This window comes from Kitasatospora sp. Xyl93 (genome assembly GCF_055383135.1).
The window spans coordinates 2,351,404-2,368,977 of sequence record NZ_AP029185.1; the positions used below are offsets into that span (position 1 = coordinate 2,351,404).

The window sequence follows — 17,574 nt, forward strand, 5'->3', positions numbered from 1 at the left end:
AGGGGTGCTGATGGCCGGTTACCCGCCGGGCCTGGTGCTCGGCCGCCGGGTCACGCTCGGCTCGCTGCAGCTGGGCGTCGTGGACGGTGCGGGGGTGGCGTGGACGGTGGCCCCGGACGGCCTCAAGGGCTGGTCCGGGTCTGCCGTCCGCGCGCAGTACAGCGACCGGGAGGCAGACCACGGCGCGTGGGCGGGGCCGACGTACCTGGGCGCGCGGGTGATCACCGTGGCGGGCACCGTCACCGCGCCGTCCCTGTCCGCCCTGGACGCGGCCGCCGAGCAGCTGTACGCGGCGGCCGCGATCACGGACACGCTGCTGACCGTGGCCGAGACCGTCCCCAAACAGGCCACCGTCCGCCGGTCGGGCGAAGTGCTGCTGGAGTACGTGACCGACCGGGTCGCCCGGTACAGCATGCTGCTGACCGCGGCGGACCCGCGCCGGTACGCGACAACGCTGCAGTCCCAGTCCACCGGCCTGCCGGTGGCCGGGGGCGGCCTCACGCTGCCGATCACACTGCCGCTGGTCATCACGGCCGGCGGCTCCCCGGGAACGCTGACCCTGAGCAACGCCGGGACGATCGCGACCCGGCCGACGTTCACGATCACCGGGCCCGTGCCCGGCTTCGTGCTGCTGGTGCAGTACGCCTCCGGAGAGGTCCGGCAGCTCACCTACACCGACGCCCTGCTCGCCGGCGACGTCCTCGTCATCGACACCGACGCCCACACCGCCACCCTCAACGGCACCGCGTCCAGGCGCCGTTACCTCGCGGGCGCCTGGCCTGAAATCCCTGCCGGGCAGAGCGTCACCGTCCAGTGGACGTCTGCCGGCACGTCCCCCGCTGCTCTGCTGACCGCCACCGCGCGCTCGGCCTGGATGTGAGGAGGCCCAGTTGCCTACCGATCCGCTGTGGCTTCCCTCGACCTCCTACGACGAGACCGAGCTCCGCAAGATGGACCTGCCGTTCGTCATGTCGGATGGCACCTCGCTGGGGGCCCGTCCCGGTATTCGGCCGGGTGACCCGGGGCTGACCGTCTCCCTCAGCGGCACCACGATCAACGTCAGCGCGGGGCCCGCGGTGCTGTGGCGGGCCGGGCAGGGCCTGTACCGGGCCCAGATGCCGGCCACCAGCCCGGGAACGCTGGCCGCCGCGAACGCGACGTGGAGCCGCATCGATCTGGTGTACCTGCGGGTGTGGGACACCGCCGTGGACGGCACCGGCCTCCGTAGAGCCGACGTGGTCTACCTGCCGGGCGTCGCCTCGGCCGCCCCGGCCGCCCCGGTCCCGGGAGCGACCGAGATCTACCTGCCGCTGGCCACCATCACCGTGCCGTCCACGGGCAGCGGCGGCACCGGCGCCGCGACGGTCTCCAGCGCCGTCCGGCAGTTGACCGTCGCCCCGGGCGGCATCCTGCCCGTCTCCTCCGCGGCCGACATCGCCCTCGCCGGCGTGCACATCGGCCAGGCCCGGTTCAACACCGTCCGGATGGTGCCCGAGTACTGGACTGGCACGGTCTGGCAGGCCCAGGGCGACTTCGTGAACCACACCCCGACCTGGGGAGCCAGCCTGATCGCCCCGATCCTGGGCAACGGGGGTCTGATCAGCCGCTGGTCGCGCGTGGGACGGCAAATCACCTGGATGGGAAGCCTCATCCTCGGCAGCACGTCGTCCGGCGGCGACGGGGTCTGGAGCATGAGCGCGCCCGTCCAGGCGGCCGCCAACGGCATCGGGATCCAGCTCGGCCCCGCCGAGTACCTCAACAGCGGGGACAACGAGTACCTGGGCGTCGTCCAGCTCGGCGGCGGCAGCACGGCCGCCGGGTTCCGGGTCAAGACCGGTGCCGGCAGCGGCTCAAGCGGCACCGTCTCCAACACCGTGCCGGTCAACGCCAGTTCCAACAGCCAGGTCCACTGGAACATCACCTACGAGGCGGCGAACTAGGTGGGCCCGGTCGAACTCACCTGGCTCGGCTGCGACCTCCGGACGGGCGCGATCGCGGAGGAGCTGCGGTCGCTGACGCCGTCGGGCGCCCTGTCGCGGCGGCTCGGCGCGGTCACCAGCGCCCAGCTCGACCTGGTGCTCTCCGGCGCCCCGGCCGGCTGGGAGTCCGCGACCGACCCGGGCCGGACCCTGCTGGTCGCCGTCGACACCGCCACCGCCGCGCCCGTGTGGACCGGCCTGGCGCTGGCGCGGGAGGGCGGCTCCGGGAACGTGGTCCAGGTCGGCGCGGCCACCCCCGAGGCCTACCTCGACCGCCGGTACCCCGGCGACTACACCGCCACCGCCACCGACCAGGCCAGCGTGATCGCCGCGCTCGCCGCACCGGCGCTGAGCGGGGGCCCGCCGATCGTCCTGGACACCACCGCCACCGGCACCCTGATCGACTACCGGACCGCCGATGCCGACGACCGCACGATCCTGTCGTACCTGCAGGAGATCGCCGCCATGTCGGGGGGCCCGGAGTGGACCATCGACACCGTGTGGGCGGACGCCGCCCAGACCCGGATCCAGCTCGTCCTGCGGATCGGGCCGACCATCGGCGCTGTCGGCCCGCAGCCGGAGCCGGTGTTCGACCTGCCGGGCTGCATTTCCGAGTACCGGGTCGCCGAGTCGTACGAGCAGCACCGCGGCGCCACGTCGGTGATCGCCCGCGGTGACCGGGCCGACGGGGTCCGCGCGACCAGCAGCACCCACACCGCCTCCGGGCTGATCGCGGCGGGCTGGCCGCTGTGGGAGCGCCGCTGGTCCCCGGCCCAGGGCCTGACCGACGTCGACCTGTTGGAGCGGCACGCCACCGAGGCGCTGGCCCTGATGGGCACCGGCAGCCGGGCCTGGTCGGTCACCGCCACAGCGTCCCAGGCCCCGCGCGTGGGCTCCGCGTGGGGCCTGGGCGACAGCGTCCGCATCGCCATCGACCGCAGCCCCCGGCACCCGGCCGGCACCGACCTCGTGGCCCGCGCGTACGCGTGGGAACTCGACCCGCGCGCCGACCGGCTGTCCCCGATCCTCCTGGAGGACGTGTGAGTACCCGTCTCGACCAGCTGCCGCACGGCCACAACTGGCTGGCCACGAAGGTCCGCGAGCTGGAGACCACCATCGCCCAACTGCGGGCCCAGCAACCGGACATGGCCGCCGCTGACGGTCTGCTCGCGCCGCAGGACGTGGACTCCACCCGGTGGCCGCAGACGACCAGCAGCGCGTACGCGACGGTCGCGCGCTGCTACAACGTGGCTTGGAAGCCCGGGATCCGCGTGATGGTGGCGACCACGGCGGGCGTCGGCACCACCGGCAACGTCCGCGTCCTCGTCAACGGCACGGTGCTGGGCGCCGCCGTCCCGGCCGGCCGGGCCCTCGACGTCACCGCCGCCCTTCCGCCGTCGGCCCCGATCGGCTCCCAGTACCTGCTGACCGTCGAGGCCGCCCGTACGTCCGGCAGCGGCACCGTCGCCGCCCAGGTCCAGCTCATCCGCGCAGTCGACTAGGAGACCTCTTGCGCTTCGTCAACACCGTCCGCGCCGACAACGCCACCCAGCTCGCCGAGCGGCTGCTGCCGTTCGCACTGGACGAGTACCGCGCCGGCCGGGCCGGCCAGTGGTCGGCCCCGTCGGCCGGCCAGCCGCAGCTTCCGGTGGAGCTGTGGTTGCTGGCCGTGCCCCGGATCAGCTCCGACCCCGGGGAGTGGACGATCTACGGTCTCACCTCGGACGAGGACATCCCGGGCTGGCCGTACCAGACCGGCTACTACACCGGCGGGGTGCGGCACCCGCGCGACATCGCGGCCGCCCTGGCCGCCGCCGGCCACCAGGTCATGCTCCGCCACTACGCGTCGTTCGGTGTGACCTGCACCGACCAGGCCGTCCCGCTCACCTGACCACCCACTACCCAGGAGGCCTGATGGCCTGGTACCCCGGAGCCCAGCGCATGGAGCTCCAACCCGAGTCCGACGATCAGCCAGCGATCGTCCCCACGCAGCTCATCTTCCACAGCATCGCGGCGCCGTGGACGCCTGGTCGGACGTACGAGTTCTGGCGCGACTCGACCAATCTGGAGTCGCACTTCGGGGTCGGCTACGACGGGTCCGCCGCCCAGTACATCGGCACCCAGACCCGCGCGGACGCCAACGTGGCGGCCAACCGTCGGCCGGACGGCACCGGCGCCGTGAGCATCGAGACCGCGGCGGACAACGACAACTCCGACCCGTGGACGGACGCGCAGATCGCCACGCTGATCCGGATCGGCGTGTGGATGCACCAGACGCACGGCATCCCGCTGAGGGTCTGCCGCACCGCGTCCGACCCGGGGTTCGGCTACCACCGACTCCACCCGGAGTGGTCCGGCGGCGGCACCGAGTGCCCCGGCGACGCCCGGGTCCGCCAGTTCACCGACCGCGTCATGCCGGGGATCATCGCGGCCGCGAACGGCCAGACCCCGCCCACCACTTCCCCCACCCCCGATCAGGAGGACGACGTGACCGCCGACGAACTGTTCAACACCCGGGTCCCGGAGGCAACGCTGCCCAACGGCTACGTGCCCCGGTTCATCGAGCTGGTCGAGGGCGGGGGCCAGGCGAACGACCTGATCAAGCAGCTCCGCAACGACCTGCCGGAGATCGTGCGATCGGTGCTGTCGGAGCCGATGCCCGAGTACGCAGCCCTGCCCGGCGGATACCGGCCGAGCCTGTCCGAGGCCATCAACGGCGCGAAGACTGCGGACGACCGGCTCGCCGAGCTCACCGGCATGGTGCAGTCGCTGGCCGCCTCCGTGGACCAGCTCAAGGCTCAGTTCACGGGGGGGAACAGCTGATGCGCGACTCGACTCGCAGGACCATCCGCACCACGGTGCAGACCGCTCTCTCGCTCGCTGCGGCGGCCCCGCTGATCGTGGACGCGGCCGGCATCCCGCAGACCGCGTGGGGAGTCGGCGCCGGGCTGGCGGTCGCGGCCGGCATCACCAGGGTGATGGCCCTGCCGGTGGTGGACCGGATGCTGCCGCGCTGGCTGCGGTCTGCGCCGGACCTGGACGCCGACGCGCTTCGTCAGGCGGTGCGTGAGTGACCAGCCCGCCGCCGGACGCCGGGGTGTACATCAGCCCGGCTCAGACCCATGCGGAGGTGAGGCGGATCGCTGATGGTCAGATCCGCATGGAGTCCAAGCTGGACGCGATCCTCAGCGACCAGCGTGAGCACCGGGAGACGATCGCCGACCACGAGACGCGCCTTCGCACCCAGGAGCGGACTGCGTTGACGGAGTCCGACGTTTCCGGCCTTCGGACCGACGTTGAGGCGCTGAAGCGCAACCGGTGGCCGATGGCGACGATCGGTGTGCTCGGTGGCCTCGCCGGTACGGTCGTGGCCGTGATTGCCCTGTTCCGCCTCTGAACCACCACGCCCCCGCTCTCCTTCGGGAGGGCGGGGGCTTCGTCGTGTTCAGGGGCTGTCGCCCACCCACCGCCACACGCCGTGCTCGTCCGGCCGGTACCAGGACCGGCCGCCGGGCCCGTAGGCGCTGCGGGTGCTGATGAGGGCGGTGCCGGGGTCGGGATCGTGCGGGTCGACGACGGCCTGCTCGCCGTCCAGCGGGCCGCCGTGCAGCTCAACCGTGTCCCAGGAGTCCATTCGGACATGATGCCCGAGGCTCAGGCCGTGCCGCCGTCGAGCGCTTCCTTCGCGGCGTTGAGGGACTGCTGCCAGAACTCCTGGTGCTGGCCGGCCTGGCGCCGCTCCTCCCAGAACGGGTGGGCGTGCAGCGCGGCAGCGGCGGTCAGGTACTCCGCGCGGGCGGCCTCGACGTCCGCGCCGGTCTCCCGCGCCGTCGTCATCGCCCGGTCCGCGCGCAGAGCGGCGACGTGGAGGGGCAACAGGTCGGCGGAGAGATCCAGGTCAGCCATGCCGCCATCGTACGACCAGCATCGGACAGCACAGGTCAGGCGGCGGTCAGAGTCCGCGCACGCTCGGCGAAGTCGGCGACCAGGCGGTGCCGACCGAAGGGCTCCATCCGCCGTTGCAGGTCGACCACCGCTTCGATGGCGCGGGACGACTTGACCTTCCCGGCGAGGGAGAGCGTCCGTAGGCCGGCGGCGTGGGCCTGCTCGAGGTCGCGGCGCTGGAGGTGGGTGGAGGCGAGCGCGGCCTGGGAGAGAGCTCCGCGGCGGGCTCGGTTCTGCTGGCGGGCGTGGTCGATGCTCAGCTTGGCGTGCTCGGCTGCTGCGGCATGGTCGCCGACGTCCCGCAGGGTCATGGCGTGCTCGCCGTGGAGGTAGGCCGGATCGATGAACAGCGCCCACTCCTGCTCGGAGTCGGGGTGGATGCGTTCGGCGGCAGCCTCGGACTGAGCAACGGCCTGGGTGGCGGCGGCCTTGTCGCCCATCGCAGCGAGCGCCCGGCCTTCGAGGGCCCACAGGTCGGCGAGCGCGGCGGCCGAGGAGCCGCGGAGGCCATGCCGGCCGGACTGGGCCAGCCTCAGGCCCTCTTCGGGGTGGCCGAGGAGGGTGGCCTGATCGGCCATTCCAGCCAGGACGTGCGCCCCGAGGGGGACGTTCGCTGACTCCTGGGCGAGGCGGAGGGACTGGATGAGGTAGCGCTGGGCGGTGCCGTGCTCGCCGTTGTCGTAGGCCATCCACCCGAGGAGGTAGGTCTGCTCGGCTGCTGCCTCGCACAGGGCTCGGCGGACATCGTCGTCCTGCGGCCGGCGGAGGAGCGGGTAGACGTGGACGTTCATGTAGGCCGCAAGGATCAGTCGGCCGCTGCCGCCGCCCTGGAAGATGTCGATCTTCTGGAACTCGCCGAACATGTTCTTCACGGCGGTGACGTCCTCGAGCCGGACGCGCGGTCCGGGCTCCGGTTCCTGATCGAGGGTGGCGAGGAGCCAGTCCCGGGACGGCCCGGTGGCGGCGACGGCGGCGAACGGTGCGGCGGCAAGGAAACGGCGGCGGTCCACGTCTGCTCTCCCCAGGTCAGAGACGGTTTCCACCGTAACGGCCCAGTCCCGGTTGTACAGCAGCGAGCGGTCCTCGGCCGGGCTCTCGCCGAGTCCGAGTTCGAGGGATGTGACCCGATATCCGACTTTGGCGGAGACGACGTCAGCGATGATTCCCGGCAGCGGCCGACGTGGCTGCATTCCCTGGAGCCACCGTCGTACGGCGGTGGCGTCGGGAGCGATCTGCGGATATCCGGCCTGCTGAGCTGCGGCCTTGACGCGGCGAGCCAACTCGGCGTTGCTCAGGTCCGCGCGCGCCAGCCACTCGGCGAGCCGGGCGTTCGGCGTCTTCGTCGTCGTCATGCCCTCGTCCTACCCTCGTCCGCCACCTGGTGCAGAAGTGCCACCCTGTGCCACCCCCCAGGCGCTTACCGTCGGGTGATCGCGGGTCGACTCTTGGTGGTGATGGTAGTCCCAGCGCTCAAGGAGGGGGCCCGTGTTGACGGCCACCGAACGCCCGCCGCTGTCGTTAGCGGCCTGGACGTGGATCGACTCAACGCCTGATGGGCTGGTCAGCTTCATGTTGATCACCCCGGCACGCGCTGACGCCCCAGGGCTCCGACCCATCGCCTCGCGCGCTGGCCTGGCCACGCCGGACCTGCCCCTGCCATCGCCCGGGATCCGCATCGTCCTCAACGGCCAGGACGCGCTTGTTCTCCTGCCGCACACGGATGGCGCGCTGAGGATCTCCGCTGACGAGGGCTGGGCCGACTTCGCCCGCCGCGGCGGCACCATCGTCCTCCTCATGGGACAGCGCTACCTCGCCCCCGCCGCCCGCCGGATCGAGGTCGAGGAGTACCTGCAGCAGGCGGTGCTTGCGCGCCAGCTCTGGCTCGGCAAGACCACCCTGGCCGCCGACTACACCGACCAACAGCGTCGAGGCGAGGCCTGCATCGTCTGCGAGCACACGGAGCCTCCGCTGCAGCCAGCCGGCCACGCGTACACCGCAACGTCTGGCGCCCCACTGGGCTGGCCGGTCGTCGCGCACCCCTCATGCACCACGGAGGCCTGATGTACGACTACGACGCAGACGATGATGCCGAGGGCCGACGGTTCAACCCGCAGAGCGACGCGTGGCAGTTGGCCGTTGCCGGCGTGGCGGAGATGTACAGCCGTATGCGCCGGAAGTCCCCGCCCGCCCCACAGGAAGCGACGGCGCCGGAACCGGCGACCGTGCCGGAGGTGGAGCAGTGAGCGCCGGCCGTCGCGCCCCCGTTTCTGTGGCCGACCTGTTCCCTCGACCCGTGCTGCCCCAGGCACGCCCCCGCTGTTCCGTGTGCGCCGCCCTGGCCGAAGCCCACGCCGAGGCGGAGCGGGAGTTCGACCGCTCCGCCGCGGTCGACGTGCGCATCCGGATGCGCCGGCACCAGGACGACAAGCACCGGTGATCCACGGCCTGCGGGCCCGCCATCGCGGGGCCGGGTTAGCACTGCCGCCACACACCACTGGTCCACCCTGCGGTACCACCGCAGGACCGAACCCAGCCAAGGAGCAGAGCATGAGCGACGACGCCGAGATGGACGCCTTCATCGACCAGCTGGATGCGGTCGGGGCCGCGGTCGCGGAGTACCGCAGCGCGACGACCGATCAGGGGCGAGACGAGGCCAACGCGCACATCGACGCGGCCACGGAGAACCTCAGGAAGGGGTGAGCGCCCCGGCCGATCTACCCGTAGAACAGGCGCCAGGTCCCGACGCCGAGCACATGGGCCATGGCGGTGAGGTCGTCCAGGTTGGGCGGCGTGGCTCCCCGTTCCCAGCTGGAGACGGACTGTCGATCGCGACCGATGAGTTCGGCGAGCTTCTCCTGGCTCAGGCCCTGCTGGCGGCGTAAGTAGCGCAAGCGGTCGCCGACTCTGCGGCGTTCTTGCAGCTGAAGTGGGGTAGGACGGCCGTACACCCGTCGACACTGGTGCGGCCCAGATCAAAAGTCTGTATGACCAAACCGACAGTGACTCGTCCATGCGTTCGATCTATGATTCGTGCGCTTCCAGACTCCCCGGCCACACGTCCCCCAGGCGGGGCCGGGGAAGAGCCCGGCCCCGTGGTGCACCACGGGGCCGGTGCTACTTCTTGCGGGGCACGAGTCGTTCCGGGTCGAAGAACTTCTTGCCCTCCTTGGACCGGGTGACCGTGAACCCGGGGGTGACCGCTACAGCCACCTCGCGCCGCGCCTGGGCCGTGAGTTTCGCCCATCCGCTGGCAGGATCTGCGAGTAGCGGGCGAACAATCCCTGGCAGGGCAGATGTTGCCAGGCTCCTACTCTGCTCCAGGCGTTCGGCGATGATGGCCCGAGCTTCCTGGTATTCGGCGAAGGTCATCTCCCGCCTCGCCCACATGCCCGCCAACTCCTTCAGCTGCTGTTCATCGGCGGCCGCATCGGACCGCGCACCCGCGATGGAGGACTCGGAGACCGTATCTCGAAGCCTCGCCAGAACAACCGGATTGGCCAGGTAGGCCAGCAGCTGCCGTTCGACCTCGGCCTCGGTCTTCTCGGCATTGATGGCGATGCCGCCGCAGCCGCCCTTAGGGGTGGCGCACCAGTACTCGCCTCCCCATCCAGTCAGCCGGCTCTCGCACATGCTGCAGAAGAGCAGGCCGGTGAGCCAGCGCTTGAAGGTCTGCCGTCCGCGCCGACGGTGTCCCATGTGGTTGGTGATCGCCGCCTGCAGTTCGTCCCAGAGCCCGCGCTTGATGATCGCTGGCCACGCAGCCTGGCCGACGACCTCTCCCCGGAAGACCCGCAGTCCGGCAATCCGGGGGCCAGTCAGGATGGACTCGACGGATCGCTCGCGCCAACGTTCTGCGCTCACGGGGCGTGGGCCGTTGGCGTTGAGGTAGTTGGCCACGTTGTAGTAGCTGGCGCCGTCCATGACCATCTGGGCCATTGTCCTGATCGCGGCGGCCTCGTCCGCCTTGATGGTCATGCCGTCGCGTTCGTAGCCGAAGCGGCGGGCCCCTCCGCCGCCTGGTCGGCCCTGCTTGGCGAGCTCTTCGTGCTTGCGGGCGACGCGGCGACTCGTGTCTCTGCTGCTCTTGTTGGCCACAGCGACCATGACGCGAGCCATCGTGATGTCCGCATCCGTATCGAGACGCAGCGATCCGGTGACCGAGGTGACCGGAACGTGCTGTTGCTCGACGAGGTCGATGAGGTCTTCAAGATCTCGTGGGTCGCGAGTGTATCGATCGAGGTCGTAGGCCATGAGGCCATCGCGCTCGCCGCTCGCGAGGAGGGAGAGAGAGCGCCGCAGCCCAGGACGCACCACTCGGAGGGCCGTTGTGCCGTCGGGCAGCTTGACCCGGCGCCTCTTGAACGCCGACGTGTCGTTCTCGACGATGACCTCGGCGATCCCCCAGCCGATGCGATCGGCATGCACCCGGCCATCAGCCTCCTGTCGACCGACACCGAGGCCTTCGCCCTCACGGTCGTCCGAAATCCGAACAAGCAGGATGGCATGCTGCGGCTTCCTCATGACGCTACCTTACGCCCTACACGTGGGAGTGCCGATGCAGATCAAGGAACTCACCGACTCCTCCCTCGCGGTCGGCCTGATCGGCGCCGTCGAGCTCGTCCCGCTGATCGTCTTCGGCCTCTGGGGCGGCGCCCTCGCCGACGCCATGGACCGCCGGAAGCTGGTGCTGCGCGCCGAGGCCGCGCTCGGCCTGCTGGCCGGGCTGCTGCTGCTCAACGCCCTGCTGCCGCACCCGCTGCTCTGGCCGATCTACCTGGTCGCCGCGCTGGTCGCGGCCGCCGACGGCCTCCAGCGCCCGGCACTGGACTCGCTCACCCCGCGGATCGTCCCGCACCAGCACCTGACCGCCGCGTTCGCGCTCAAGTCGCTGTACCACAACGCCGCTTCGGTGGCCGGGCCGGCGCTGGCCGGCGTCGTGGTGGCCTTCGCCGGGGTGCAGACCGCGTACGCGCTGGACATCCTCAGCTTCGCCCTCTCGCTGCTGCTGCTCGTCCGGATCAAGGCGGTGCCGCCGCCCACCGGCGCCGAACGGCCGTCCGTGCGGGCCGTGCTCACCGGCGTCCGCTACGCGTGGAGCCGCAAGGACCTGCTCGGCACCTACGCGATCGACACCTGCGCCATGCTGTTCGCCTACCCGGTGGCCGTCTTCCCCTTCCTGGCCGCCGAGTTGGGGGCGGACTGGGCGCTCGGCCCCATGTACGCGGCCTCCGCCCTCGGCGCCCTGCTGGTCGGCGCGACCAGCGGCTGGACCTCCCGCGTGCACCGGCACGGGCGGCTGCTGGTCGCCGCCGCCGTCGGCTGGGGCGGGGCGATGGCGCTCGCCGGGCTGTCCGGGCACATCGGGCTGGTGCTGCTCGGCCTGGCGCTGGCCGGCGGCGCCGACGAGATCAGCGGGCTCGCCCGCTCGACGATGTGGAACCAGTCCATCCCGGACGAGGTGCGCGGCCGGATGGCCGGCGTCGAACTGCTCAGCTACTCCGTCGGCCCGCAGCTCGGCCAGGTCCGGGCCGGCACCATGGCCGGGCTGGTCGGCGTGCGCGCCGCCGTCTGGACCGGCGGCCTCGCCTGCGTGGTCGCCGTGCTCGCGGTCGCCGCCACCCTGCCGAAGCTGCTCGCCTACGACGACCGCACCGACCCGCACGCCGCCGCCGTGCGCGCCGAGCACGAACGCGCCGCCCGGGAGGCCGCCGCCGCGGTGTGACAGACTCCGGCCCATGGCAGTCGGGGGATGGCGGAAGTGGGCGGGCGTGGTGCTCGTCCTGACCGTGCTGGCCGGCATCGCGGTCGGCTGGCTGTTCCGGCCGGACGACCGGCCCGTGCGGTCCGCGGCACAGGCGGTCCGGACCACCGGCGGGCCACCACCCGGCCCCCAGGTGCCCGGCCCCCAGGCACCGGCTCCCCAGGCGCCGGGCCCGCGGGTGCCGGACCCGCGGGCGCTGGCCGACTCCCCCGAGGTGGTCGCCGCCGGCCGGGCGCTCGGCGCCGAGATCGACCGCCGGCTGGCCTCGCTCCTCCCCGCCCTCTCCGGCGCCGAGGTGATCGGTGAGGGCGTCCGGGACGGCTGCGCCGTCGGGCCGAGCCGCTCCGACGGCTCCGGCACCCACTGGCCGGCCGCCGAGTGCCACCGACAGGTCGTCAAGTACCTGGCGGTGGCGGGCGATCCGCAGCAGATCCGGTCCCGCTGGGAGCCCGCGCTGACCGCCCAGGGCGCCAGGTCCGCCGACACCAACGCCTCGCCCCGCCCGGGCGAGGAGCTCTGGTACGGGTTCCCCCGGGACGGCCGCGCCGACCTGCTCGGGGTACGCCTGGGCTTCGACGGGCGGAAGGGCCCCGAGGTCGCCGCCACCCCCGGCCTGAACGTCCCACGGCCGCGGTCGCCCGACGACGGTGCGGCGGCCTGGGCGGACCGGGGCTCCCGCCCTCCGGAGCCGCACGACCAGGCGGCCGCCCGGGCCTTCGCGAGCGGGCGGCGCCTCGTCGTGCTGGAGGTCTCGGAGCAGTACTTCACCGGCCCCGAGCCGGGCTGACCGCCGGGCCCCGGCCACCGGCTCCGGGCTCCCGGCTCCCGACCTCCCGCCCGCCGGCTCCCGGCCCCCGCCCGCCCCCGCCCTCGACTACTCGGTCCCGTCCTTCGGCCGGTCGCTCCAGCGCGGGTCGTTCTGCCACTCACGGTTGCGCTCGTCCGCGATCCGCAGGGCCTGGCCGGCCTCCTCCGGGCTGGCGTACGGGCCCAGGCGGTCCTTCGCCGGGCACTCCGGGCCCTCCTCGACCTTGTCGTGCTTGATGCAGTAGAACCACTCGCCGGGTTTGCCGGTCGGCTTGCGGTTGAATCCGAGGGGCATCGCGCTCTCCCGTTCAGAAGGCCAGAAGGATGGGTCGGTACCGATCATTCCCCGCCGGGAGCGGGGTCGCACACCGCCCGGGGCCGGTCCGGCCCGGCGACTAGACTCGCCGCATGGCTCTCGTACCCGGCATCCAGTCCCCCACCCGCAAGGTCCCGGCGCACATCGCGCGCCCCGAGTACGTCGGCAAGCCGGCGCCGACGCCGTACACCGGGCCCGAGGTGCAGACCGCCGAGACGATCGAGAAGATGCGGATCGCGGGCGGGATCGCCGCCCGGGCGATGGAGGAGGCGGCCAAGCTGATCGCCCCCGGCGTCACCACCGACGCGCTGGACGCCGTCGCCCACACCTACATGTGCGACCACGGCGCCTACCCGTCCGACCTCGGCTACCGGGGCTTCCCCAAGTCCGTCTGCACCTCGATCAACGAGGTCATCTGCCACGGCATCCCGGACTCGACGGTGCTCCAGGACGGCGACATCGTCAACATCGACGCCACCGCGTACATCCACGGGGTGCACGGCGACCTCAACGCCACCTACCTGGTCGGCGACGTGGACGAGGAGTCCCGGTTGCTGGTCGAGCGCACCCGGGAATCCCTCGACCGGGCGATCAAGGCGGTCAAGCCGGGGCGCCAGATCAACGTCATCGGACGGGTCATCGAGTCCTACGCCAAGCGCTTCGGCTACGGCGTGGTGCGGGACTTCACCGGACACGGCATCAACACGTCGTTCCACTCCGGCCTGATCATCCCGCACTACGACAGCGACCGGGCCACCGAGGTGATCAAGCCGGGCATGACCTTCACCATCGAGCCGATGCTGACCCTGGGCACCTACGACTACGAGATCTGGGCGGACGGCTGGACGGTCGTCACCAAGGACCGCAAGCGCACCGCCCAGTTCGAACACACCCTGGTGGTCACGGCGGACGGCGCGGAGATCCTCACCCTGCCGTAGGCCCGCGGCTTCGCGGCGCCGTGAAGCCGCGCCGCCGCGAAGCCGCGCCGCCCCGGTGGGCGCCCTAGCCGATCAGCCACTGCTCCTCGGCGACGGCGCCCACCTCGGTACAGGCGTCGGTGAGCACGTCCAGCACGCGCAGCGGGTCCGGCAGTGGCTGCTCGGGCCCGCGCAGCCACCGCACCCGGGAGCCGTCCGGCAGCGCGGCCGGCGGCAGCAGGGTGTACGAGCCGCGGCAGTGCCAGCGCAGGCCGGGGTGCTCGGACATGGTGTCCGGGGTGGAGTCGAGCGCGCTCGGCCACCACTCGTCCTCGTCCTGCGGGGTGCCCCGGGTGGCCGTGAAGAACAGGTAGCGGTCCTCGCCGACGGCGGCGACCGGGCCCTCGACGCCCCCCGCGGTCAGCCGCTCCAGCGCCAGCCGTCCGGCCTCCGCCGGGACGTCCAGCACGTCGTGCACCCGGCCGGTGGCGGTGATGAAGTTGGCCTGCGGGTCCCGGGCGAGCCAGCGGGAGAGCTGCTCGGGGTCGGTGGTGGCCTGGGTCTGCCAGGCGAAGGAGACCGGGTGCTGGGCCGGCGCCGGACACGCCACCCGGTCACAGGAACACCGGTAGCCGGCCGGGTGGGCGGCGGGCGCGAGCGGGAATCCGGCGCGCACCGCGCCGAGCAGCTGATCGAGTCCGGCGGCCGGGCCGTCCGAGCCCCCCGCTCGCTGACGATCACGCTTCTGCCACCAGGTCGTCCACCTGCTGCCGGCTTCCATCGGGCCCCTTCCGCGCAACTGCCGTGCCTGGTGCGACACAGCGTTCGACGTACCACTCCGACGCAACGCACGGCGCCCCCGGCTGCTTCCCGGAGTGCTCGGCCCTGTCGTCCGCGCCCTGCCGGCCGTGGCCCGGGGTCACCGGACGGCCGACGCCCGGGTCACGGTACGCAGTCGCGGCAGCACGCTGTCCGCGCCAAATCGGCCGGAGGGCGCGCGGATTCGCGCCTCGCCCGGCCCGTACGGGCCCGCTGACCCGGGGTGGACCCCGAGGGCGTAACAGGAAGGATAAGGGTGCGGAGGGCTTCCGGATGACCGGGGGCGGTGCCTCTCCGGTCACACTCGCGGTGACGCCCGGGGCGCACCCCGGGCACACTCCCGGCACGCCGCCCTCACGCGACCCGCCGCCCGCCGTCCCCTCCGGGAGCCCCCGGTCGCCCCGCCGCGCCCCCTCCGGCGCCCCCGACCTGGCCGGTCCCCTGGGACGTCCGCGGAGGTGAGACCCTGGAGGGATGAAGAGCGCGGACACCGCATTCGTCGGCGGCCCCCTGGACGGAACGATCCTCCCGATCCCGCTGGGGCCGTTGCTCGGCGTGCCCAAGAAGTACAAGGTCCCGGTCCCCGCGCACGGCGAGGCCCCCGCGCGCACACTGGTGTACGTCCGGAGCAAGCAGGTTCGGGGCCTGAGCTGGTTCTGGCGCTACGAGTACGACGAGGCGGCCTCGGGCTGACGGCCGTCTCCTCCCTCCGCAGTCTCCCCCGGGAGGTCGGCATGGCGAGGACGGTGCGGCACCCGAGGAGCCGCCCCCGGGCGGCGGCGCACCACAACCGGCAGGTGGCCGCCGCCACCGGGGTGCTGCTCCTGGCGGTGTGCCTCTACAGCGTGGTCATCGAGCCGGACGCCTGGCTCTGGTTCGGCTGGGCGGTGCTGCTGCTGGTGTGCGTGGCGCTGTTCGCCGTCCGGCCGTAGGCCGTCCGCCGGGCCGCCCCGGCGGCCGCACCGCCCGTCCCGCTCTTCCGCCGCGGGGCCTCCCCCGGCCCCTGGCAGGTCAGTCATCCTCCGCGAGGATGAGGTACAGCTTCTTGCGGGCCTCGGTCAGCACCGTGAGGCCCTTGGCGCGCTGCGCCTCGGTGCCGGTGGCCATGACCTGGCGGATCGCCTGGTCGACGGCGGCGAGCGCCTGGCCGACCTCCTGGACGGCCTCCCAGTCGACCTCCCGGCCGGCCTCCGCCCACGGCTCGGCCGGCCCGGCGTCGGCCTCGGCCCGGCCCGCCTCGGTGAGCGAGACCAGCCGCTTGCCGCCGACCTCCTCCGCCGTGATCAGGCCCTCCTCCTCCAGCAGTTGGAGGTTGGGGTAGATCGACCCGGGGCTGGGCCGCCAGGCCCCGCCGGTCCGCTCGGCGATCTCGGCGATCATCTCGTAGCCGTGCATCGGCCGCTCCTTGAGCAGCGCCAGCAGCGAGGCCCGGACGTCACCGCGCCGGGCCCGCCCGCCGCGCCGCCCGTGCGGGCCCCCGCGGCGGCCGCCGTGCCCGCCGAAGCCGTGCCCGTACGGGCCGCCCATCGGCCGGCCGGGGCCGCCGAACGGCGGGCCGAACCCGCCGAACGCCTCCCGGCCCTCGGCGCCCTCCCCGGGCATGCCCCGGAAGTCCGGGCCCGGGCCGCGGCGCCGCCCCCCACCGCCACCGCCACGCGGGTCCTCCCAGCGGAAGCGCCGTCCTTGACGTTCTGAGCGCATCGCGCCCACCTCCTCGAATCGCTGAGGTTCAACGAGGCAGTCGAGTCACTGTCTCGATAGTTCGACGATATATCGGTGACTGTCGCTCGTCAACGGATTCCGACACGCCCACGGAGCACGGCGCATCCCCCGTCCAGCCGCTACGGTGACGGGCATGGCCGCAGAACGAGACCTCGCGACACTGCTGCGCGGGATGAGCCCGCAGCTCAACCCGGGGCGGTACGTCTACTGCACGCTCCCCGCGCGGGTGCCCGCCGGCATGCGACCGGTGGTGACCGTCGCCGAGCCCGAGGGGGTGACGATGGTGGTCGCCCAGGAGGAGGCGGACGCGCTCGGACTGCGCTACGAGTACGTGGCGGCCTGGATCACACTGCGGATCCACTCGGCGCTGGAGGCCGTCGGACTGACCGCCGCCGTGTCCGGCCGGCTCGCCGAGGAGGGCATCAGCTGCAACGTGGTGGCCGGCTTCCACCACGACCACCTGTTCGTCGCCGCCGACGACGCCGACCGCGCCGTCCGCGCCCTGGAGGACCTCGCCGCCCGCTCCGCCTGACGCCCTCGCCGAGTGGCCGTCTCCCTCGCCGCCTCCAACACTGGAAGTGACCGCGCGGCCACCCCTGGCCGCCCCACCGGAAGGAGACGGCCGCCATGGCCATCTGCGTCACCTGCGGCAACGACTACTGGCTGGCCTTCGAGATCAAGACGGTCACCGGCGACACCTACACCTTCGACAGCTTCGAATGCGCCATGGAGAAGCTCGCCCCGCGCTGCGAACAGTGCGACGTCCGCATCGTCGGGCACGGCGTCGAAGTGGCCGGCATGTTCTTCTGCTGCGCCAACTGCGCCCGCGTCAACGGCGGGCTCGGCGAGCAGATCCGCGACGCCGTCGGCGCGCACCCCGCCTGACCCGGCGGAGGGGGAAAGGGGGCGGAAGAGTCGGCCTGTACGCCGGGTTCTGTCTCCCGGGTTGCTCGCGCGGCCCGGGGAGGCGGCCATCCATCTAGGGCTGCCGTTGCCGACAGCCTCGTGCGGTCCACCCGCGGACTCGGGCGAGCAGCCTTCAGACGTCCGCGCACGGTGCCCGAGGGCACCGATCTTGACCTTGCTCCAGGTGGGGTTTACCTAGCCGGCCGGGTCACCCCGGTCGCTGGTGGTCTCTTACACCACCGTTTCACCCTTACCCACCACGCGAAGCGGTGGGCGGTCTGTTTTCTGTGGCACTGTCCCGCGGGTCACCCCGGGTGGGCGTTACCCACCACCCTGCTCTGTGGAGCCCGGACGTTCCTCGGCGGGTCTGGGACCCGTCGCGACCGCCCGGCCGGCTCTTCC

Annotated in this window: 27 protein-coding genes and 1 other RNA gene; 19 read left to right on the forward strand and 9 right to left on the reverse strand. The window is 72.6% G+C overall.

What is annotated here, in order from left to right; genetic code table 11:
• The first annotated feature begins 10 nt into the window (after window positions 1-10).
• From ACZ5GH_RS10195 to ACZ5GH_RS10230, 8 genes are read left to right on the forward strand one after another with little or no spacing between them, the layout of a single operon-like run.
• On the forward strand, window positions 11-880 hold the full coding sequence (locus tag ACZ5GH_RS10195) for a phage distal tail protein (RefSeq protein WP_464334000.1): 870 nt from the start codon (window positions 11-13) through the stop codon (window positions 878-880).
• Window positions 881-890: 10 nt separating this feature from the next.
• Window positions 891-1,940, forward strand: coding sequence for a hypothetical protein (locus tag ACZ5GH_RS10200; RefSeq protein ID WP_464334001.1), 1,050 nt, complete (start codon window positions 891-893; stop codon window positions 1,938-1,940).
• On the forward strand, window positions 1,941-3,023 hold the full coding sequence (locus ACZ5GH_RS10205; protein WP_464334002.1) for a hypothetical protein: 1,083 nt from the start codon (window positions 1,941-1,943) through the stop codon (window positions 3,021-3,023).
• Window positions 3,020-3,481: a hypothetical protein gene (locus ACZ5GH_RS10210; RefSeq protein ID WP_464334003.1), complete on the forward strand. Its 462-nt coding sequence runs from the start codon at window positions 3,020-3,022 to the stop codon at window positions 3,479-3,481. The genes ACZ5GH_RS10205 and ACZ5GH_RS10210 overlap by 4 nt, the downstream gene beginning before the upstream one ends.
• 8 nt (window positions 3,482-3,489) lie before the next feature.
• Window positions 3,490-3,870 (forward strand): hypothetical protein, encoded by a 381-nt coding sequence (locus ACZ5GH_RS10215; RefSeq protein ID WP_464334004.1) that lies wholly within the window; start codon window positions 3,490-3,492, stop codon window positions 3,868-3,870.
• Between the two features lie 23 nt (window positions 3,871-3,893).
• Window positions 3,894-4,802 carry an N-acetylmuramoyl-L-alanine amidase gene (locus ACZ5GH_RS10220; RefSeq protein ID WP_464334005.1) on the forward strand — a complete coding sequence of 303 codons (909 nt, stop codon included), beginning with the start codon at window positions 3,894-3,896 and terminating at the stop codon, window positions 4,800-4,802.
• On the forward strand, window positions 4,802-5,053 hold the full coding sequence (locus ACZ5GH_RS10225) for a hypothetical protein (protein ID WP_464334006.1): 252 nt from the start codon (window positions 4,802-4,804) through the stop codon (window positions 5,051-5,053). Before ACZ5GH_RS10220 ends, ACZ5GH_RS10225 begins: the two co-directional genes overlap by 1 nt.
• On the forward strand, window positions 5,050-5,376 hold the full coding sequence (locus ACZ5GH_RS10230; RefSeq protein ID WP_464334007.1) for a hypothetical protein: 327 nt from the start codon (window positions 5,050-5,052) through the stop codon (window positions 5,374-5,376). Before ACZ5GH_RS10225 ends, ACZ5GH_RS10230 begins: the two co-directional genes overlap by 4 nt.
• Window positions 5,377-5,424: 48 nt before the next feature.
• Here the strand turns inward: ACZ5GH_RS10230 and ACZ5GH_RS10235 are convergent, their stop codons facing one another.
• Genes ACZ5GH_RS10235 through ACZ5GH_RS10245 form a run of 3 tightly spaced genes read right to left on the reverse strand, consistent with a single transcriptional unit; the run spans window position 5,425 to window position 7,276 of the window.
• Window positions 5,425-5,613, reverse strand: coding sequence for a hypothetical protein (locus tag ACZ5GH_RS10235; RefSeq protein ID WP_464334008.1), 189 nt, complete (start codon window positions 5,611-5,613; stop codon window positions 5,425-5,427).
• A 20-nt stretch (window positions 5,614-5,633) separates the two neighbouring features.
• A complete protein-coding gene (locus ACZ5GH_RS10240) occupies window positions 5,634-5,885 on the reverse strand; it encodes a hypothetical protein (protein ID WP_464334009.1) in 252 nt (83 codons plus the stop codon).
• 35 nt (window positions 5,886-5,920) lie between these two features.
• Window positions 5,921-7,276, reverse strand: coding sequence for a transcriptional regulator (locus tag ACZ5GH_RS10245; RefSeq protein ID WP_464334010.1), 1,356 nt, complete (start codon window positions 7,274-7,276; stop codon window positions 5,921-5,923).
• Window positions 7,277-7,409: 133 nt separating this feature from the next.
• Here ACZ5GH_RS10245 and ACZ5GH_RS10250 point away from each other — a divergent pair, with 133 nt between their 5' ends.
• The 4 genes from ACZ5GH_RS10250 (at window position 7,410) to ACZ5GH_RS10265 (ending at window position 8,624) form a co-directional block, all read left to right on the forward strand.
• Window positions 7,410-7,985 (forward strand): hypothetical protein, encoded by a 576-nt coding sequence (locus tag ACZ5GH_RS10250; RefSeq protein WP_464334011.1) that lies wholly within the window; start codon window positions 7,410-7,412, stop codon window positions 7,983-7,985.
• Entirely contained in the window at window positions 7,985-8,167 is a 183-nt protein-coding gene (locus ACZ5GH_RS10255) for a hypothetical protein (protein ID WP_464334012.1), read from the forward strand. The genes ACZ5GH_RS10250 and ACZ5GH_RS10255 overlap by 1 nt, the downstream gene beginning before the upstream one ends.
• A 50-nt stretch (window positions 8,168-8,217) precedes the next feature.
• Entirely contained in the window at window positions 8,218-8,361 is a 144-nt protein-coding gene (locus ACZ5GH_RS10260) for a hypothetical protein (protein ID WP_464334013.1), read from the forward strand.
• Window positions 8,362-8,471: 110 nt separating this feature from the next.
• Complete coding sequence (locus tag ACZ5GH_RS10265) at window positions 8,472-8,624, forward strand: hypothetical protein (RefSeq protein WP_464334014.1); 153 nt, start codon at window positions 8,472-8,474, stop codon at window positions 8,622-8,624.
• Between the two features lie 14 nt (window positions 8,625-8,638).
• On the opposite strand, the gene ACZ5GH_RS10270 is transcribed toward ACZ5GH_RS10265, so the two are convergent.
• Both ACZ5GH_RS10270 and ACZ5GH_RS10275 read right to left on the reverse strand, forming a co-directional pair.
• The gene (locus ACZ5GH_RS10270; protein WP_464334015.1) at window positions 8,639-8,815 is read right to left on the reverse strand and encodes a helix-turn-helix transcriptional regulator; all 177 of its coding nucleotides are present in this window, start codon (window positions 8,813-8,815) and stop codon (window positions 8,639-8,641) included.
• Window positions 8,816-9,038: 223 nt separating this feature from the next.
• Complete coding sequence (locus tag ACZ5GH_RS10275) at window positions 9,039-10,445, reverse strand: recombinase family protein (RefSeq protein ID WP_464334016.1); 1,407 nt, start codon at window positions 10,443-10,445, stop codon at window positions 9,039-9,041.
• Here ACZ5GH_RS10275 and ACZ5GH_RS10280 point away from each other — a divergent pair.
• Both ACZ5GH_RS10280 and ACZ5GH_RS10285 read left to right on the forward strand, forming a co-directional pair.
• Window positions 10,333-11,646 (forward strand): MFS transporter, encoded by a 1,314-nt coding sequence (locus ACZ5GH_RS10280; RefSeq protein WP_464334017.1) that lies wholly within the window; start codon window positions 10,333-10,335, stop codon window positions 11,644-11,646. The two genes, ACZ5GH_RS10275 and ACZ5GH_RS10280, sit on opposite strands and share 113 nt — an antisense overlap.
• Before the next feature lie 13 nt (window positions 11,647-11,659).
• Window positions 11,660-12,472, forward strand: coding sequence for a hypothetical protein (locus tag ACZ5GH_RS10285; protein WP_464334018.1), 813 nt, complete (start codon window positions 11,660-11,662; stop codon window positions 12,470-12,472).
• 87 nt (window positions 12,473-12,559) lie between these two features.
• On the opposite strand, the gene ACZ5GH_RS10290 is transcribed toward ACZ5GH_RS10285, so the two are convergent.
• The gene (locus ACZ5GH_RS10290) at window positions 12,560-12,787 is read right to left on the reverse strand and encodes a hypothetical protein (RefSeq protein WP_387748690.1); all 228 of its coding nucleotides are present in this window, start codon (window positions 12,785-12,787) and stop codon (window positions 12,560-12,562) included.
• 113 nt (window positions 12,788-12,900) lie between these two features.
• Here ACZ5GH_RS10290 and map point away from each other — a divergent pair, with 113 nt between their 5' ends.
• Window positions 12,901-13,746, forward strand: coding sequence for a type I methionyl aminopeptidase (map, locus tag ACZ5GH_RS10295; RefSeq protein ID WP_387748688.1), 846 nt, complete (start codon window positions 12,901-12,903; stop codon window positions 13,744-13,746).
• A gap of 64 nt (window positions 13,747-13,810) precedes the next feature.
• Here the strand turns inward: map and ACZ5GH_RS10300 are convergent, their stop codons facing one another.
• Window positions 13,811-14,506 carry a bifunctional DNA primase/polymerase gene (locus ACZ5GH_RS10300; protein WP_464334019.1) on the reverse strand — a complete coding sequence of 232 codons (696 nt, stop codon included), beginning with the start codon at window positions 14,504-14,506 and terminating at the stop codon, window positions 13,811-13,813.
• 512 nt (window positions 14,507-15,018) lie between these two features.
• Between ACZ5GH_RS10300 and ACZ5GH_RS10305 the strand changes: the two genes are divergently transcribed.
• Both ACZ5GH_RS10305 and ACZ5GH_RS10310 read left to right on the forward strand, forming a co-directional pair.
• Window positions 15,019-15,237 carry a hypothetical protein gene (locus ACZ5GH_RS10305; protein WP_387748684.1) on the forward strand — a complete coding sequence of 73 codons (219 nt, stop codon included), beginning with the start codon at window positions 15,019-15,021 and terminating at the stop codon, window positions 15,235-15,237.
• A gap of 41 nt (window positions 15,238-15,278) precedes the next feature.
• Entirely contained in the window at window positions 15,279-15,476 is a 198-nt protein-coding gene (locus ACZ5GH_RS10310; protein ID WP_387748682.1) for a hypothetical protein, read from the forward strand.
• Window positions 15,477-15,555: 79 nt separating this feature from the next.
• Here the strand turns inward: ACZ5GH_RS10310 and ACZ5GH_RS10315 are convergent, their stop codons facing one another.
• On the reverse strand, window positions 15,556-16,245 hold the full coding sequence (locus ACZ5GH_RS10315) for a PadR family transcriptional regulator (protein WP_387748680.1): 690 nt from the start codon (window positions 16,243-16,245) through the stop codon (window positions 15,556-15,558).
• 154 nt (window positions 16,246-16,399) lie between these two features.
• Between ACZ5GH_RS10315 and ACZ5GH_RS10320 the strand changes: the two genes are divergently transcribed.
• Both ACZ5GH_RS10320 and ACZ5GH_RS10325 read left to right on the forward strand, forming a co-directional pair.
• The gene (locus ACZ5GH_RS10320) at window positions 16,400-16,798 is read left to right on the forward strand and encodes an ACT domain-containing protein (protein ID WP_224273954.1); all 399 of its coding nucleotides are present in this window, start codon (window positions 16,400-16,402) and stop codon (window positions 16,796-16,798) included.
• Between the two features lie 95 nt (window positions 16,799-16,893).
• Window positions 16,894-17,151 carry a Prokaryotic metallothionein gene (locus ACZ5GH_RS10325; RefSeq protein WP_387748676.1) on the forward strand — a complete coding sequence of 86 codons (258 nt, stop codon included), beginning with the start codon at window positions 16,894-16,896 and terminating at the stop codon, window positions 17,149-17,151.
• 22 nt (window positions 17,152-17,173) lie between these two features.
• Here the strand turns inward: ACZ5GH_RS10325 and rnpB are convergent.
• Window positions 17,174-17,571: RNase P RNA component class A (rnpB, locus tag ACZ5GH_RS10330), an RNA gene on the reverse strand.
• Between the last annotated feature and the right edge of the window lie 3 nt (window positions 17,572-17,574).

Excerpts from the sequence above, each read along its gene's own strand:
- ACZ5GH_RS10195 (WP_464334000.1), top strand. The coding sequence starts at position 11 with ATGGCCGGTTACCCGCCGGGCCTGGTGCTCGGCCGCCGGGTCACGCTC.
- ACZ5GH_RS10220 (WP_464334005.1), top strand. The coding sequence starts at position 3,894 with ATGGCCTGGTACCCCGGAGCCCAGCGCATGGAGCTCCAACCCGAGTCC.
- ACZ5GH_RS10225 (WP_464334006.1), top strand. The coding sequence starts at position 4,802 with ATGCGCGACTCGACTCGCAGGACCATCCGCACCACGGTGCAGACCGCT.
- ACZ5GH_RS10235 (WP_464334008.1), bottom strand. The coding sequence starts at position 5,613 with ATGGACTCCTGGGACACGGTTGAGCTGCACGGCGGCCCGCTGGACGGC.
- ACZ5GH_RS10240 (WP_464334009.1), bottom strand. The coding sequence starts at position 5,885 with ATGGCTGACCTGGATCTCTCCGCCGACCTGTTGCCCCTCCACGTCGCC.
- ACZ5GH_RS10245 (WP_464334010.1), bottom strand. The coding sequence starts at position 7,276 with ATGACGACGACGAAGACGCCGAACGCCCGGCTCGCCGAGTGGCTGGCG.
- ACZ5GH_RS10255 (WP_464334012.1), top strand. The coding sequence starts at position 7,985 with ATGTACGACTACGACGCAGACGATGATGCCGAGGGCCGACGGTTCAAC.
- ACZ5GH_RS10265 (WP_464334014.1), top strand. The coding sequence starts at position 8,472 with ATGAGCGACGACGCCGAGATGGACGCCTTCATCGACCAGCTGGATGCG.
- ACZ5GH_RS10280 (WP_464334017.1), top strand. The coding sequence starts at position 10,333 with ATGCGATCGGCATGCACCCGGCCATCAGCCTCCTGTCGACCGACACCG.
- ACZ5GH_RS10275 (WP_464334016.1), bottom strand. The coding sequence starts at position 10,445 with ATGAGGAAGCCGCAGCATGCCATCCTGCTTGTTCGGATTTCGGACGAC.
- ACZ5GH_RS10285 (WP_464334018.1), top strand. The coding sequence starts at position 11,660 with ATGGCAGTCGGGGGATGGCGGAAGTGGGCGGGCGTGGTGCTCGTCCTG.
- ACZ5GH_RS10290 (WP_387748690.1), bottom strand. The coding sequence starts at position 12,787 with ATGCCCCTCGGATTCAACCGCAAGCCGACCGGCAAACCCGGCGAGTGG.
- map (WP_387748688.1), top strand. The coding sequence starts at position 12,901 with ATGGCTCTCGTACCCGGCATCCAGTCCCCCACCCGCAAGGTCCCGGCG.
- ACZ5GH_RS10300 (WP_464334019.1), bottom strand. The coding sequence starts at position 14,506 with ATGGAAGCCGGCAGCAGGTGGACGACCTGGTGGCAGAAGCGTGATCGT.
- ACZ5GH_RS10305 (WP_387748684.1), top strand. The coding sequence starts at position 15,019 with ATGAAGAGCGCGGACACCGCATTCGTCGGCGGCCCCCTGGACGGAACG.
- ACZ5GH_RS10310 (WP_387748682.1), top strand. The coding sequence starts at position 15,279 with ATGGCGAGGACGGTGCGGCACCCGAGGAGCCGCCCCCGGGCGGCGGCG.
- ACZ5GH_RS10315 (WP_387748680.1), bottom strand. The coding sequence starts at position 16,245 with ATGCGCTCAGAACGTCAAGGACGGCGCTTCCGCTGGGAGGACCCGCGT.
- ACZ5GH_RS10320 (WP_224273954.1), top strand. The coding sequence starts at position 16,400 with ATGGCCGCAGAACGAGACCTCGCGACACTGCTGCGCGGGATGAGCCCG.
- ACZ5GH_RS10325 (WP_387748676.1), top strand. The coding sequence starts at position 16,894 with ATGGCCATCTGCGTCACCTGCGGCAACGACTACTGGCTGGCCTTCGAG.